This window comes from Modestobacter sp. DSM 44400 (assembly GCF_900107175.1).
Lineage (GTDB): Bacteria > Actinomycetota > Actinomycetes > Mycobacteriales > Geodermatophilaceae > Modestobacter.
The window spans coordinates 1-14153 of the sequence record NZ_FNOZ01000049.1; the positions used below are offsets into that span (position 1 = coordinate 1).

Below are 14153 nucleotides of genomic sequence, written 5' to 3' on the forward strand. Positions count from 1 at the left end.
CCAGCGCACCGCTAGCGGCGCCTCCCCGTAGGGCAGATCCCGTGGCGATGTCGTCCGGCGCTGCCGCACGCTGGTCGAGACCACCCCGCACACCGGGCACGCCGCCGCGGTCTCCTCCTCGGTGATCACGTGCACGACCCGGGTCCCGTCCGCGGCGCGCAGCACCTCGCGCACTCGAACTCCGGGCAGGCCGAACAGGATCGTCGTACCGTCTGAACTCACTCGTGGCCCCTCTGCTGCCGGCTCGTATCCACCGTCAGCATCGAGGGGCCACGGGCTTCTCAGCCCGAGGCCGCGATCCTCACAAGATCATGTCCTTCTTCCCCCTCAAGTTCGAAGAGCCCGCATCCCCTCGATATCCCGATGCAAGCACCCAGGCACCGGAGGCCCCCCGAGCAGATCCGCAAGCACCGAGCCACCCATCGACGCCACGCCCAACCACGGCCTGTCCAACGGGCTCATCGAGTCCACGAACACCAAGATCCGGCTGCTACAACGAGTCGCCTTCGGATTCAAGTCCGCCGACGCGCTGATCGCCCTGGCGATGCTGTCCCTCGGCGGCTGCCGACCAGACCTGGCCGGTCGAAACCCGAAATGACCACCCACGGATTCCGGACGGAGAGCCAATTCTGAGCCCCCTGGCGTCGGGCGGGTTCCACGCCTGGGGGCAGAATGCAGAAGGTCCCATGGGAGCGGGGTGAGGCAGGTGCAGCCCGGATCGCCATCGGCCTCAGCGCCGCGACTGGGCGCTGGAGAGCTCCCGGACGTCTCGGCTCGCCCCGGTGCGGTGCGTCCCCGGCTGGACCCGGTCACCCCCGACGGTGGCGGGCTGGATGACGGCTATTTCATCGAGCGGGCGCAGCGCGGCTCGACCGAGGCCTTTGAGGTGCTGGTCCGCCGCTACCGCGACCGGGTGTACCGGGTGGCCTATCGGCTGGTCGGCGACCGGTACGCCGCCGAGGACATCGCGCAGGACGCGCTGGTCGCGGCCTGGCGGGCGTTGCCCGAGTTCCGCCGGGACGCGGCTTTCGCGACCTGGCTGCACTCCATCGTGCTCAACCGGGCCCGCAACCAGCTGACCCGCACTCGCCCGGCCGGGCCGCTGCCCGCGGAGCTGCCGGCAGCCGCGACCCAGGAGCCCGCGGACGTCGTACAGTCCTCCTTCAGGGACCGCGCGCTGCGCGCAGCCATCCGCGACCTTCCCTTCGAGCTCCGGGCACCCCTGGTGCTGCGCCAGTTCGAGGGATGCAGCTATGAGGAGGCCGCCGCGATCCTGGATGTCAGTGTCTCGACCGTCCGCGGCCGCATCGCCCGGGCGCGGCGGGCCCTTCTGATTTCGATGCGGGACTGGCGGTGAGCAGCGGCCATGGTTGACGCCCCCCTCCCCGGCCGGCCGGGCCGCGGACTGCCCGACCGCGTCCCGTGCGGCGCGATGCTCGACGATCTGCTCGAGCAGGTGGCCGATAGCACCCCCCCGGCCGACCTGGCCCACCAGGGAACCTGCCCGCACTGTCGCGCGGCGCTGGCCGAGTTGGGCGACCTGTGGACCCCGGTGCGCCGGCTGGCCGCCGTGGACGTCACCGCTCCACCGACGCTGACCAGCACGATCATGGAGCGGGTCCACGCGATGGCCGCGCATGGCTGGCACGCCGTGCTGACCGGGCAGCCCGGCGTCACGCGCATCGCCGCCTGGGTGGTCGCGGTGATCGCCCGCCGGGCCGTCGCCGGTGTGCCGGGCGTGGGCACCGTCGTCGGCCAGGTGACCCCGCCGGCGGCGGCTCTCGGCCCGGTCACCGCCGAGTACCCGTCCGATCGGCCCAGCCGCGCCCAGCGCGGCGCGGCGGCCGGCATCGGGGTCGCCGGTCGGCGGGTCGTCGTCCGCGTCGCCGTCACCGCCGCGGCCGGGATTCCGCTGCCGGCGCTGGCCGAGCAGATCCGCCGCCGGGTCAGCGCCGAGGTGAGCACCCTGACCGGGCTGATCGTGGCCGCCGTCGATGTCGAGGTCACCGACCTGGACCGGCGCCAGCCCAGCAGCTGAGCGCGGGAGATTATTTGCGGCGGGCCGTGACGATCCCGCGCCGGCCGGGTCCTACTACGTGACCGCCCACCGCAGCCCCCCGGTTCGGGGATTCGTCGAGGAGAGGACAAACCGGTGACCACGCCCAGCGGATCGACCACCACCGACAGCAGCAGCGCGACCGCCATCAAGCCGGCCTCCCCCGGTGCCGGCAGCCAGCTGGAAACCCGCCAGGGCAAGATCACGATCGCCGACACCGTCGTGTCCAAGATCGCGGGCATGGCCGCCCGCGAGGTCAGCGGCGTCTTCCAGCTCGGCGGCGGCGCCGCCCGCGCCTTCGGCGCCATCCGCGAGCGCATCCCCGGCTCCGGCGGCCCGAACATCGCCCAGGGCGTCGCCGTCGAGGTCGGCGAGACCCAGGCCGCCGTCGACATCGACGTCGTCGTCGAATACGGCGCCCGCATCACCGACCTCGCGGCGGGCATCCGGCGCAACGTCATCACCAACCTCGAGCGGATGACCGGCCTGGAAGTCGTGGAGGTCAACGTCGCGGTCAACGACATCCACCTGCCCTCCGACGAGCCCTCCGAGGCCGAGCACAGGGTCCAGTGACCAGGCCGGCCGACGGGGTGGTCGACGGGGTGGACGTCGACCGGGTCGCGGCCGCGGTCGCTGCCTGCCCGGCGGTCGCCCGGCTCACCGGCGGCATCGGCGGGCTGGGCACCTACCTGCCCGGCCGCCGAGTGCCCGGGGTGGTGGTCCGGGAGTCCGCCGGGCCGAGTCCGCCCAAGGTCGAGGTGCACGTCGTGGCCCGCTACGGCCCCACGATGCGCGAGGTCGCCAGACAGGTCCGAACCGCGCTGACGGCGCTGATCCCCGGCAGCGCGGTCGACGTCATCATCGACGACGTCGACACCGAGCCGCCCCCGCTCGACGTCGTCGATGCCGTGGTCGTCGTCGACATCGGGCCGCTTCGGCTTCCCCCCGGCGCCCCGTAGCTCCCATGCCGATCGGGCCCCCTTCGCGATTTAGCGACGAAGCGCATGAGCGGCGGCGCCTCGTGCGCGCCTACGTCCGCCGTCACCATCCCGATGTCGGAGGCGATCCGGCGGCCTTCGCCGCCGGTCTCGCCGCTCTGCGCGCCGAGCTCCGGCCCGATGGCCGGCCGGCCGGCGCCGACCGGGTGATCGTCGTGCGGAGCCGGGGCCCCCGAGCGTGGCTGCGGCGCCTGCTCGGGCCCCGACCTGCCCGGCGGTCCCGGCCGCTGCGCTGATCCACCCGTTCCTTCGAGCCAGGAGAACCACTATGCGCCCCAGCCTCGTCGCCCTCCTCGTCGGCATCGCCCTCGGTTTCGCCGGCGCCTTCGGCGGCTTCGTCGCCTTCCTCATCGTGGCCATCCTCGGCCTGGTCGGCTTCGTCGCCGGCAAGGTCGTCGAGGGCCAGATCGACCTCACGCCCTACCTCGGTGGCGGGGACCGCAGCAGGCGATGAGCACGCCGACCACCGTCCGCGACGACGCGCCCAGGCCATCCGACGGCACCGTGGCGGCTGAGGACGGCGCGGCGACGCGCGGCCGGCTGGAGATCGCCGACCGGGTGATCGAGCGGATTGCCGGCCAGGCCGCCGCCGAGGTGGACCGGGCGACCGGTGCGCCGCGGCGCGTGCTCGGTGTCTCCGTGGGCTCCCAGACCGATCATCCGCACGTCTCCGCGCAGGTCGACGGGCACGTCGCCGTCGTCGGCGTCGTCATGTCCGTGGCGTGGCCCGCGCCGGTCACCGAGGTCACCGAGCAGGTCCGCGCCCGAATCGTGCAGCAACTGGCCGACCTCGTCGGGGTGCGCGCCGCCCAGGTCGATATCCGGGTCACCTCGCTGGTCTCCGAGCAGAGCAGCGAACGGCGGGTGAGCTGAGCGATGCGCACCCTCGATCGCATTCTGGCCCTCGTCCTGGGCCTGGCCGGACTCGCCTTCGGTGTGCTCGTGGTCGCCGAGGTGATCAACGCCGCGTTGAGCCGACCCCCGCTGCTGCTGCCCTACCCGCAGGCCGCGGCCTTCCTCCGGGAGCACCCGTGGTCGGCCGGCGTGATCGTCACGATCGCCGCGTTGCTGCTGGCCGCGGGCCTGCTGCTGCTGTCCGCCGAGCTCAAGCCGCGCCGCCGCACCCACCTGGTACTTCAGTCCCAGGACCCGCAGACGACCACCACCCTGTCGACGCGCAGTATCGCCCGCGTCCTGGAGAACGCCGCCATCCAGACTGCCGGCGTGCACCGGGCCGCCGCGACCGTCCGCGCCCGCCGGGCACGCCTGCGGCTGCAGGTGCCGATCCGTGACGCCGCGGACATCGCCGCCCAGGCCGAGCGCAACGCCGCATCCGCGCTGAGCGACCTGCAGCTGCGGCGCAGCCCACGCCTGGCCGTCCGCACTGTTCGGGAGAGGGCATGAGCCAGACGCGCATGGACAGCACCGTCACCGACACCCGGAGCGAGGACGGCGGCCAGCAGGTCGCGCCCACCGCTCGAGGGCCGGCCAGGCTCGCGGCGGAAACCCGTGCCCCCCGCACCGTCCGCGTCAACCGGACAATCCTCACCGTGCTCGGTCTGCTACTTGTGGCCGCCGGTGCCGCCGGGCTGGCCACCGCCCTCGGGCCGTTCGGCCGCCGCCTCAGCGACCAGCCGGTCCTCGGCCCGGCAGTCGAGGACTTCGTCGCAGCCAACCGCTGGTTCTGGCCCGTCGTCGCCATCGCCGCCGCCCTGCTGGCCCTGCTCTGCCTGTGGTGGCTGCTCAGCCAGGCCCGCTCCAACCGGGTGAGCCAGCTGCGCCTGGCCACCGACCCGCCGCGCGGACACACAACTCTCAGCGCCAGCGCCTTGACCGACGCCGTGACCAGTGAGATCGAGGGCTACCACGGCGTCACCCGCGCCGCGGCACACCTCTCCGGCACGAGCACAGCCCCGAGGTTGTCCCTGACAGTGGCCCTAGACGGCCGCGTCGGGCCCGCCGAAATCCACCGGCGCATCACCGTCGAGGCGATCCCGCACGCCCGCCAGGCCCTCAGCACCGACCATCTGCCCACCCGACTGGAGCTGCAGCTCCCGCGCACCCAGCACCGCGACGTTCGGTGAACCGGACAGCTCCCAGCAGTCACCTGACCCGATCGACGCCGGCATACCACCGCTCACCCTGTCCCGGGCCGGTCGAGTCCGGGGACGCCAAGGCGACGCCGAGCCGGCGCAGCTGTCCTCCGGAGTAGGTCCGGACGGATCCCCTCCGCCGCAGGCGGCACGCTGATCCGAGTGGGGAGCGGCAGCTGTGTCCCGAGAGGGTGAGAGGGCCGGGACGCACACGACCCTGGTCCGCGGCCAGTCCGCAAAACGTCCAATCGCGGCACTCACCGGCTCGCGAGGACAAACGGGCGAAAGCGCAGCTCAGCGGCGCTTTTCGTCGACAATCGTAAATTGTCAAACGTCGGGAAGTAGTTCTGGGTCCACGAGCCGGGCGGGGTCTTCATCGCCCGGCGAGGCCGCAGCGAGTTGACGACGACGCACCCGGCGCCAGGCAGCTCGCCGACCTCCTTGAGGGGATGCCATGTCCTGTCGCTGAAGCGCGCCTGCTCATTCACCGCGCGTCGAGCCCACCCCAGCGGAGGGTGCCAGCTGACTCCGCCACCCGCGGCAGCCGATGGCAAACCGTCGGTAGTCCGCACCCCCACCTACGACGTGGCCCGATGCTTGCGGTCCAGATTGAGTCAGCGGGCGCCCACCTGTCCTCAATCAGTCCTCAGTAATTCCGTGGACACCCGTTCGGAGCCAACGCGGGCAAACGGTGAAAGTCCAGCTCAGAGGCCGTATTCAGTAATAGTCGAACGCCACCAAAAGCGCCAGAACTGTCCCCGGCGTACAGGCCGACTCGTCCGTCGCCTCCCGCTGACCAGCGGTCACGCGGTCAGTGGGGTCCGGCCCTCAGTGGGTCCCCCGCAGCCCTCAGCGCGGAGTCCACCGCGGCCCTGGTCCGAGGGCGCCCGTGAGCGGGTGGCGGGTTGGCCGCGCTGCACTCGACGCAGACACTGATCGTGTAGCGAAAGTCACGACATGAACACGGACTGGCGCGCCGCGCCGTGTTACAGGAGTGACTGACGGGACTCTTGTGCCGCGGCCCATCACGGACGGCGTAGGGGCCTGGCTCACTGAGGAGTTGAGTTCGACGATGTTCGAATCTGGACAGTGCTTCGGCGGCAGGCACCTGGCCCCGGCGACCGGCGGGTCCTGCCCGTGCGGGATGGTCACTCGCATCCTTGCCCCGAAGCGGCCCGCTGCCGGACCCCCACCCGAGATCCTGGCGCTGCTGGCGCAGTGCCTGGACGACGGGTCCGACGGCCTCGACGCGGCGGCCTCCGGGCTGCTCCGCGAGCGGGCCGACCGGCTGCTGGCCGCGCTCACCACGGCCGGGCTGCTGCTCAGCGCGGGGGCGGTGGACCGGCTGTCGGCCTGAGCCGTCAGCTGTCGTTGCACGTTCGGGCGGGCGCGGCGGCCGACGCCCGCCCGCCCGAGCCAGTGCAGGCGGAGCCGGGCCAACTGCCCGCCGCGCTCCCGTCGGGTGAGGGAAGTTCCATGGTCAGCCATCGGTCCCCGAGCCGGCGGAGACCGCGGACGGCTTACCGCCCGGGCCTACGCATGGGTCGTCGTCGGATCCGTCGGCTCGCTCGCCCCCCGCTGAACAGCACCTGTGCGTTCAGCGGGGTGCACGCTCGACGACGTCGGGGCCGACGTCAGGAGCTCGTGAGGATGACGAGTTGCTGGGTCGCCCGGGTCATCGCGACGTAGCGGTCGGCCGCTCCTTCGATGCCCGTGCCGAACGCCTCCGGGTCGACGAGCACGACCAGGTCGAACTCGAGCCCCTTCACCAGGTCCGGGGTCAGCGACCGGACGCGGGGCCGTGACTGGAACCCTGCCCGGAAGGCAGGATCGCCGACGACGCAGGCGATCCCCTCGGCATGGGCGGCGAGCCAGGTGTCGAGGATCGAGCCAAGCTCCGAAGCAGATCCGTGTACGACGGGGACATTGCTGCTGCGGATGGAGGTCGGCACGTTGGCGTCCGGGAGCACGGCCCGGATGACCGGCTCGGCTTCCGCCATGACCTCTTCCGGCGTCCGGTAGTTGATGCTCAGGGAGGCCAGGTCGATCCGGTCGAGCCCGATCCGCTCGAGCCGTTCCTGCCACGACTCCGTGAACCCGTGCCTGGCCTGGGCCCGGTCCCCGACGATGGTGAAGCTCCGGGACGGGCAGCGGAGCATCAGCATCTGCCACTCCGCGTCGGTCAGTTCCTGGGCCTCGTCCACGACGACGTGCGCAAACGGGCCGGCGAGCAGGTCCGGGTCGGTGCCGGGCAGCGCGGCCTCGTCGACCAGGGCATCCCGTAGGTCCTGATGGCGCAGGCTCGTCATCAGCAGCAGCTCGGAGTCGTCGGCCGCGATCAGGTCGTCGATGACGGTGGCCATGCGCTCGCGTTCGGCGGCGACAGCGGCCTGCTGCCGACGCTTCCGCCGGGACGCCTCCGGGTCGCCGAGTCGCTGCCGGGCTGCATCCAGGAGCGGCAGGTCGGCCACCGTCCAGGCCCGGGCGTCCCCGCGCTGCAGTGCCCGGACGTCGTCCCGGCTGAGCCAGGGGGAGCACGTCCGCAGGTAGGCGGGCACCGACCACAGGTCTCCGACGAGGTCAGCCGCGTCGAGCAGCGGCCACGCCCGGTTGAAGGTCGTGACCAGCTCCTCGTTCTGCTGCAGCGACGTCCTGAGCAGGTCATCCGGTTCGTCGCCGTCGCGCTTGTCCACCTGGATCGTGAGCAGCTCCTCCCAGACCTGGTCGCGAGCCTCGTTGTGCGGGGTACCGGGGTCCGGTCCTTCGAAGGCATCGGCCCAGTCGTCGGCGCTCAGCCAGATGTCCGACGAGTCGGTCTCGACCGTCATCCCCTTGGGAGGCGGCTCCTCGTAGAACCGGACGGCCGTCTCGATCGCCGCCACCAGGTCCGCGGACGACTTCAGGAGGGCTACGTGCGGGTCGGTCTCGACCGCTGCCGCGGCGCCCTCGGCAACGAGGTCCCGCAGGGTGCAGATTTGCACGCCCTCCTCGCCGAGGCTGGGGAGGACGTCGGCGACGTAGGCCAGGTAGGGCTGGTGCGGACCGACGAACAGCACGCCGCACCGGTGGTGACCGAGGCGAGGGTCGGAGTAGAGGAGGTAGGCGGTGCGGTGCAGCGCGACGACCGTCTTCCCCGTACCCGGGCCGCCGTCGACGACGAGAGCGCCGCGGGATCCCTCGCGGATGATGGCGTCCTGGTCGGCCTGGATGGTGCCGAGCACGTCCCGCATCCGGGGCGACCGGTCGCTGCCCAGGCTGGCGATGAAGGCGGACTGATCGTCCAGCGCGGCGTGCCCCCCGAACCCGTCCGAGGTGAAAACCTCGTCCCAGTAGTCGCTGATCCGCCCGCGGGTCCAGCGATACCTGCGGCGGCTCGCCAGACCCATCGGGTTGGCGTGGGTCGCTCCGAAGAACGGCTCAGCCGCGGGGGAGCGCCAGTCGACCAGCAGCTGGCGACCCGCGCTGTCCGTGAGGCCGAGTCGTCCGACGTACACGGGCTTGGGGTCGTCTGCGCCGACGATGTGTCCCAGGCACAGATCCACACCGAAGCGACGCAGGGTGCGCAGGCGAGTAGAGAGCCGGTGGACCTCCATGTCCCGGTCCATCGCCGCCTGGCCAATGCCGCCGGGGGCCTTGCGCTCGGCATCGAGGCGGCCGGACAGGTCGGCGATCGACTGCTCGAGGCTCTCCGCGATGGCCGCGAAGTGCTGCTCGTCGCCGGCGATCAGCGTCGGGTCGGCCTTGGCGGTGAGGTGGTCGGAAAGGTCGAACGCGCTGGCAGTCGGAGGGTTCACGTCATCAGCTCCGATCTGAGGTTCGTGACTTCGCATCGCAATGTCGGCGCTCACGAGCGCGGCTGGGCTCTGCCGTGTCCGGCGGCGCGCAAGCCGCACCTCCGCGCCGAGCGCCCGTAACCGCACCGCGAGTTCCACCATCGGTTCGACGTCCCCGCGGGACCCATACATCGACGACAACACACCCATGTCGCGACTCCCATGTCCGCAGGTTCTGGCCTCGGCCGGCGATCTTGCGCCGCGACCGGGGTCTTGCCGCAAGCCCCCCGGTGCGCTATAAGTTGAGAGTGAAGAGGTGGGTGCTCTCCTTTCCCTGTTGTTGTCCGTTGTAGAAGGACCACCTCCTCGCGAAGGGGCGCCGCGCCGCGTACAGCGGTGCCGCCGGCCCGGGAGGGTCTCCCACCTGCCTCGTGCGGCGGTGGTGAGGCGTGCTATCTGCGGTCTGACCGAGCCAGTCGCTTTGTCGCAGCCGACGGTCTCGCACCGCGTGGAGGTGCTGGTCCACGCCGGGCTGGGCGCAGTCCTCGCAGGTGTCGGCGGCCCCGACATCCGCCCTGAAGCACCCGCAACCTCGGCAGGTGGCTGGATCCTTGCGGTCCAGACTGAGCCTGCGGGCGTTGACCTGTCCTCGGTCAGTCCACAGCAATTCCAGGAAGCCCCCGACACGCCCAACGCCGGCGAACGGCAAAGGCGCTGGTCAAACGCGATATCAGCGAACAGTTGGACGTGTCAGGAAACGCTGGAATTGTCCCCGGCGTACAGGCCGACCCGTCCGTCGTCCCACGCCTCGGCCAGGGGGGCCAGGTCCGTCGGCTGGCCGCAACCGTCGGCTGCCCCCACGATCGATCCTGTGGGGGCTGTTGCATTGCTGGGCTTGCTCGTGGTGGGGGTCGTGGTCCTGACGCCGGTCGCCGACCGGATCGGTGTCCCGCAGCCGGTGCTGTTGACCATCTACGGGCTGGCGCTCGGCCTCGTTCCCGGAGTTCCCTCACCCGACCTGCCGCCAGATCTGATTCTGCCCTTGGTGTTGCCACCGCTGCTGTTCGCCGCCACGCAGACCACCTCGATCCGTGAGTTGCGGACGGCCGCGCGGCCGATCCTCGGTCTTGCCGTGGGGCTCACCCTCGCCACCGCGGCGCTCGTCACCGTGGTGGGGCACGCGCTGGGGCTGCCCTGGGCAGTGGCCGCCGTGCTCGGCGGCATTGCCGCCCCGCCGGACCCGGTGGCGGCAAGCGCGGTGGCGAGCCGACTGCACCTGCCTCCCCGACTGGTCACCCTCCTCGAGGGCGAGGGTCAGTTCAACGACGCCACGGCGCTGGTCATCTACCAGCTCGCGGTGATGGCCGTGGTCGCCGGCGGAGTCACGGTGGCCCAGGTCGGTCTCGGTCTGGTCATCGCCGTCCTCGGGGGGAGCGCTCTGGGACTGGCCGGTGGCTGGCTGGCCCGCCGGGCGCTGGGCCTGCTGCACGATCCGTCAGCGGAGACGACAGTGACTGTCGCGGTGCCCTTCGCGCTCTACCTGGTGGCCGAGGAGGTCGGCGCCTCCGGCGTTCTGGCAGTGCTGGTCGCCGGGCTCTTTCTGCGTGCCACGGTCTCCCGGGAGGTCACCTCGGCGGGATGGCTGCTCGGACGCTCGGTGTGGCAGTACGTGGAGTTCGCCGTCAGCGGTCTGCTGTTCGCCTTCCTCGGTGTCGAGCTGACCAGCGTGCTGGGCTCCACGTCGCTGCTCGACGACGGCCGCACCCTGGCGGTGACCGGCGCCGTCATCGGGGTGTTGGTCGTGGCCCGGGCGGCGGCGATGTTCACCGCCTCCGGGCTGGCCGGACGTCGGGCCCGGCGCAGCGGCTCGGGCACGCCGTACGGCTGGCGGGAGTCCGCGGTCGCCTCGTGGGCCGGGATGCGGGGCGTGGTGACGGTCGCGACCGCCCTGGCGCTACCGCAGACCGTGGACGGCGGGGCCCCATTCCCCGCGCGCAACGAGGTCGTCGTCGTCGCCCTCCTGGTCGTCATCGTCACCCTTGTCCTGCAGGGGCTGACGCTCGCGCCGCTGATCCGCAGGCTGGGGGTGGCCAGCGACGCGGACGTCCAGGTCGACGTCCGCCGGTTGCACCGGCTGGTGGCCGAGGCGGCACTGGCGCATCTCCGAGGAGTCGATGACGTGCCCTCGGAGGTGCGCAACGCCGTGGTGCAGCAGTACGAGAGCCGATTGGGATACCGCAGACAGGTGGACGGCCTCGTCGACGGTGACGTCGGTGGCGCGCAGGCCGGCCCGCAGCTGCGGAACCTGCTGGCCCAGGCGACCGAGGCGGAACGGGACGCGGTCCTGCAGGCCCGGCGCAGCGGTGACATCAGTCCCGCCGCGGCCGACGAGGTGCTGTTCGACGTCGAGGCCAGGGCGCTCCGCTACGACTCCTGAACGCGAGCAGCTCCGGGATCAGGACGGCGGGGCGGTGGTGGGAGTCAGCAGGGACGCGTAGTCCGCCGATGCGAGGGGCTGCGACGTCAGCTGTCCCGACGGCAGCGGAGCGTCGACCCGCTGGCCGGACCGGGTCAGCAGCACCGCCTCGATCCCCGGCAGGCTGGTCGCGGTGAGCACGATCTGCCCGACCGCCCGCTTGCTCTCCTCGCCGGTCGGCGCGTCGGCGCTGCCTCCCAGGTCGATGGTCACGGTGGTCCCGGTCAGCTCGTCCGCCGACAACGTCGTGTCCGGGTGCAGCGCCGTCGACAGCTGGTCGGTCAACTCGGTCGCCGTCGGACCGGAGGCCAGGTCGGCGAGCAGCTCGTCGAGCCGCTCACCCAGCGTCCCGCCGGCCAGGTCCCGGCCGCGGGGTACCAGCGCACCGTCGTCGCCGATCAGGTAGACGCGCGGCTGGTCGAGCCGGGTGGGTGAGGTCGGCGTGGCGCTGGCCGACGAGGTCGGCGACGCGAGGCCGTAGGGCACGTCAGCGGCGGCGATGGGCTCCGGCGCACCGCCGGTCGGCACGCTGCAGCCGGCTGTCAGGGCGGCCAGCGTGAGCACCGTGCCCACCAGGCGCCTCCGGCGGACGGCGGTCATCGGGACGCCCGGGGGATCGACAGGGTGAAGCGTGCCCCGCCGGCCGGGTTGGCGGAGCACCAGGCGACACCGCCGTGCCGGGTGGCGGTCTCCTCGACGATGGACAGGCCCAGCCCCGCCCCGGGCGAGGACCGGCGCGCCGCCCCCGCACCCCGGGAGAACCGCTCGAAGACCCGCTCGCGCTCGGCCGGTGGCACCCCGGGGCCGACGTCGTCCACGAGCACCACGACCGAGCCGTCCCGCTGCTCCACCCGGACGCCGGACACCCCACCGGCATGCCGGTCGGCGTTGTCGAGCAGGTTGGTGACCGCCCGCTCGAGCCGGATCTTGTCGCCACGGACGGTCGTCTCCGCGTCGGGACCGGCCTGCAGCAGGTCATCGACACATCCCCGCCGCAACAGCACCTCCCGGACCAGCGCCGACAGCGACACGGGCTCCGCGGACTCCTCCAGCGGGGCGCCGTCGACCCGGGCCAGCTCCAGCAGGTCATCGAGCATGTGCCGGAAACGCCCCAGCTCGCCCTCCACGAGGGCCAGCGCCTGCTGTCCCCGCGCCGACAGCTCCTCCCGGCGGGCACCCAGCACCTCGACGCTGGTGACCAGGCTGGTGAGCGGACTGCGCAACTCGTGGCTGACGTCGCCCACGAAGCGGGCGTCCCGGTCGATTCGGGACGCCAACGCGTCGACCATGCTGTTGAAGCTGGCGACGATGGCGAGCAGGTCCGGGTCCTCGGTGGGCGGCAACCGGATCCCGAGCTCGCCGCCGGCGATCCGCGTCGCGGCACCGGCCACCTGCTCCAGCGGCTGCACGACCCGCCGGCTGGCCCAGGCCCCGAATAGCGCACCGGCGGCCGTGGCGGTCAGTGCGCCCGCGCCGAGCACGGCCGCCAGGGTGCGGAGCACGGCCTGCAGCTCCACCAGCGGGGCCACCTCGTAGAACTGCACGCCGGCAGCCACGATCGGCACTCCGACCACCAGATGCGGACCGGTCGGCGTGCTGATCCGGGCGGTGCCGGCCGCCCCCGCCACCACCAGGTCCTGCAACTCGCCGGGGACGTCCCGCGCGCCGACGTCCAGCCGCGAGGAGTACCAGGAGCCCCCGCTGCGGACGACGACGTCGAAACCCCCGGAGGGGACGAGGTCGCTCAGCTCGTCACCCACCTGGCTCCCCGCCGTGGACAACCGGCTGGCCAGGACGTTCGCATCGGTGAACGCCTGGCGGGTCACCGAACTCTCCCGCTGGTCCAGCAGGTAGCCGCGGGCGAGTGAGAACGTGGTCGCCACCAGGACCGCGGAGACCAGCAGCGCCCCGACGGCGAAGGCCACCACGATCCGCGCCCGCAGCCGCCGTGGCGCGAGCGCCAGCCTCACTGCGGGTCCAGCCGGTAACCCAGGCCCCGGACGGTCACCACCAGCCGGGGCGCGCTGGGATCCCGCTCGACCTTGGTGCGCAGCCGGCGGACGTGCACGTCCACCAGGCGCTCGTCGCCGAAGAACCCGTGCTCCCACACCCGCTCCAGCAGCGCCTGCCGGCTCAGCACGCGCCCGGTGGAGGCGGCCAGCTCGCACAGCAGCCGGAACTCCGTGAGCGTCAGGTGCACCTGCTGGTCCCCCCGGTGGACGGAGCCACGCTCCGGCCGCAGGACGAGGTTGCCAGCCATGTCGTGGTCGAGGACGACCTCCTGCGGCCGCTCGTCCGGGCCGCCACCGGCACCGGCCCGGCGGCGCAGTGCCCGCAGCCGCGCGGTGATCTCCTTCACCTGGAACGGCTTGGTGACGTAGTCGTCAGCGCCGGCCTCCAGGGCCGCGACGATGTCGTGCGTGTCCGCCCGGGCACTGACGACCACGATCGGAAGGTCGTGGGCTCGACGGACCTCACGGATGACCGCGAAGCCGTCCATCGCGCCGAGCATCAGGTCGACGACCATCAGGTCCGGAACGGCGGCAGCCACCTGCCGGCACGCGTCCTCGCCGCTGGCCGCCTCGGCGACCTCGTAGCCCTCGTCCTCTAGCGCCCAACGCAACGGGGTGCGGATGTGGTCGTCGTCCTCGACCAGGAGCAGGCGCGGCGACACCCGACCCATGCTGCCATCTGGGGCACGTCCGACCGCGCCGTCCAGCAAGCCGTCACGCGATCGCAAAGCGACGGCGGGTTGTT

The 14153-nt window shown here is 72.4% G+C and carries 16 protein-coding genes and 1 pseudogene; 11 read left to right on the forward strand and 6 right to left on the reverse strand.

Translation table 11 applies throughout. From position 1 onward, the window contains the following. The coding region (locus BLW04_RS27695) for a transposase family protein (RefSeq protein ID WP_139306948.1) at window positions 1-222 on the reverse strand (222 nt) is incomplete at its 3' end. A gap of 205 nt (window positions 223-427) precedes the next feature. Between BLW04_RS27695 and BLW04_RS20745 the strand changes: the two are divergent. The 9 genes and pseudogenes from BLW04_RS20745 to amaP form a co-directional block, all read left to right on the forward strand. After that, a pseudogene (locus BLW04_RS20745) lies at window positions 428-598 on the forward strand (transposase); the annotation flags it as partial. A gap of 189 nt (window positions 599-787) precedes the next feature. Then, window positions 788-1357, forward strand: a complete 570-nt coding sequence (locus tag BLW04_RS20750; RefSeq protein WP_175484179.1) for an RNA polymerase sigma factor — start codon at window positions 788-790, stop codon at window positions 1355-1357. A 9-nt stretch (window positions 1358-1366) separates the two neighbouring features. Continuing rightward, window positions 1367-2038 carry an Asp23/Gls24 family envelope stress response protein gene (locus tag BLW04_RS20755; RefSeq protein WP_091546879.1) on the forward strand — a complete coding sequence of 224 codons (672 nt, stop codon included), beginning with the start codon at window positions 1367-1369 and terminating at the stop codon, window positions 2036-2038. Window positions 2039-2152: 114 nt separating this feature from the next. Next, entirely contained in the window at window positions 2153-2629 is a 477-nt protein-coding gene (locus tag BLW04_RS20760; RefSeq protein ID WP_091546881.1) for an Asp23/Gls24 family envelope stress response protein, read from the forward strand. Beyond that, window positions 2626-3015: an Asp23/Gls24 family envelope stress response protein gene (locus tag BLW04_RS20765; RefSeq protein ID WP_175484180.1), complete on the forward strand. Its 390-nt coding sequence runs from the start codon at window positions 2626-2628 to the stop codon at window positions 3013-3015. The genes BLW04_RS20760 and BLW04_RS20765 overlap by 4 nt, the downstream gene beginning before the upstream one ends. 307 nt (window positions 3016-3322) lie before the next feature. Then, window positions 3323-3508, forward strand: a complete 186-nt coding sequence (locus BLW04_RS20775; RefSeq protein ID WP_091546886.1) for a hypothetical protein — start codon at window positions 3323-3325, stop codon at window positions 3506-3508. Continuing rightward, entirely contained in the window at window positions 3505-3927 is a 423-nt protein-coding gene (locus BLW04_RS20780; protein WP_091546889.1) for an Asp23/Gls24 family envelope stress response protein, read from the forward strand. Before BLW04_RS20775 ends, BLW04_RS20780 begins: the two co-directional genes overlap by 4 nt. Window positions 3928-3930: 3 nt before the next feature. Further along, window positions 3931-4458: a DUF6286 domain-containing protein gene (locus tag BLW04_RS20785; RefSeq protein ID WP_091546893.1), complete on the forward strand. Its 528-nt coding sequence runs from the start codon at window positions 3931-3933 to the stop codon at window positions 4456-4458. Beyond that, window positions 4455-5138, forward strand: coding sequence for an alkaline shock response membrane anchor protein AmaP (gene amaP / locus BLW04_RS20790; protein WP_094030671.1), 684 nt, complete (start codon window positions 4455-4457; stop codon window positions 5136-5138). Before BLW04_RS20785 ends, amaP begins: the two co-directional genes overlap by 4 nt. A gap of 266 nt (window positions 5139-5404) precedes the next feature. On the opposite strand, the gene BLW04_RS20795 is transcribed toward amaP, so the two are convergent. Beyond that, window positions 5405-5635, reverse strand: a complete 231-nt coding sequence (locus BLW04_RS20795) for a hypothetical protein (RefSeq protein WP_091546898.1) — start codon at window positions 5633-5635, stop codon at window positions 5405-5407. A 584-nt stretch (window positions 5636-6219) separates the two neighbouring features. On the opposite strand from BLW04_RS20795, the gene BLW04_RS20800 reads away from it, so the two are divergent. Then, complete coding sequence (locus BLW04_RS20800) at window positions 6220-6504, forward strand: hypothetical protein (RefSeq protein WP_091546901.1); 285 nt, start codon at window positions 6220-6222, stop codon at window positions 6502-6504. A 277-nt stretch (window positions 6505-6781) separates the two neighbouring features. On the opposite strand, the gene helR is transcribed toward BLW04_RS20800, so the two are convergent. Then, window positions 6782-8941 (reverse strand): RNA polymerase recycling motor ATPase HelR, encoded by a 2160-nt coding sequence (helR, locus tag BLW04_RS20805; RefSeq protein WP_091546903.1) that lies wholly within the window; start codon window positions 8939-8941, stop codon window positions 6782-6784. An 850-nt stretch (window positions 8942-9791) separates the two neighbouring features. Here helR and BLW04_RS20810 point away from each other — a divergent pair. After that, window positions 9792-11357 (forward strand): Na+/H+ antiporter, encoded by a 1566-nt coding sequence (locus tag BLW04_RS20810; protein WP_175484181.1) that lies wholly within the window; start codon window positions 9792-9794, stop codon window positions 11355-11357. An 18-nt stretch (window positions 11358-11375) separates the two neighbouring features. On the opposite strand, the gene BLW04_RS20815 is transcribed toward BLW04_RS20810, so the two are convergent. The 3 genes from BLW04_RS20815 to BLW04_RS20825 are packed head-to-tail and all read right to left on the reverse strand — an operon-like array spanning window position 11376 to window position 14079. Continuing rightward, window positions 11376-11996, reverse strand: a complete 621-nt coding sequence (locus BLW04_RS20815) for a GerMN domain-containing protein (RefSeq protein WP_091546908.1) — start codon at window positions 11994-11996, stop codon at window positions 11376-11378. Further along, window positions 11993-13366 carry a sensor histidine kinase gene (locus BLW04_RS20820; protein WP_091546912.1) on the reverse strand — a complete coding sequence of 458 codons (1374 nt, stop codon included), beginning with the start codon at window positions 13364-13366 and terminating at the stop codon, window positions 11993-11995. The genes BLW04_RS20815 and BLW04_RS20820 overlap by 4 nt, the downstream gene beginning before the upstream one ends. Continuing rightward, window positions 13363-14079: a response regulator transcription factor gene (locus BLW04_RS20825; protein WP_175484182.1), complete on the reverse strand. Its 717-nt coding sequence runs from the start codon at window positions 14077-14079 to the stop codon at window positions 13363-13365. The genes BLW04_RS20820 and BLW04_RS20825 overlap by 4 nt, the downstream gene beginning before the upstream one ends. Between the last annotated feature and the right edge of the window lie 74 nt (window positions 14080-14153).

What these genes read in the sequence shown, in the direction of transcription:
- BLW04_RS20755 (WP_091546879.1), top strand. Translation starts at nt 1,367, where the DNA reads ATGGTTGACGCCCCCCTCCCCGGCCGGCCGGGCCGCGGACTGCCCGAC.
- BLW04_RS20775 (WP_091546886.1), top strand. Translation starts at nt 3,323, where the DNA reads ATGCGCCCCAGCCTCGTCGCCCTCCTCGTCGGCATCGCCCTCGGTTTC.
- BLW04_RS20780 (WP_091546889.1), top strand. Translation starts at nt 3,505, where the DNA reads ATGAGCACGCCGACCACCGTCCGCGACGACGCGCCCAGGCCATCCGAC.
- BLW04_RS20785 (WP_091546893.1), top strand. Translation starts at nt 3,931, where the DNA reads ATGCGCACCCTCGATCGCATTCTGGCCCTCGTCCTGGGCCTGGCCGGA.
- amaP (WP_094030671.1), top strand. Translation starts at nt 4,455, where the DNA reads ATGAGCCAGACGCGCATGGACAGCACCGTCACCGACACCCGGAGCGAG.
- BLW04_RS20800 (WP_091546901.1), top strand. Translation starts at nt 6,220, where the DNA reads ATGTTCGAATCTGGACAGTGCTTCGGCGGCAGGCACCTGGCCCCGGCG.
- BLW04_RS20815 (WP_091546908.1), bottom strand. Translation starts at nt 11,996, where the DNA reads ATGACCGCCGTCCGCCGGAGGCGCCTGGTGGGCACGGTGCTCACGCTG.
- BLW04_RS20825 (WP_175484182.1), bottom strand. Translation starts at nt 14,079, where the DNA reads ATGGGTCGGGTGTCGCCGCGCCTGCTCCTGGTCGAGGACGACGACCAC.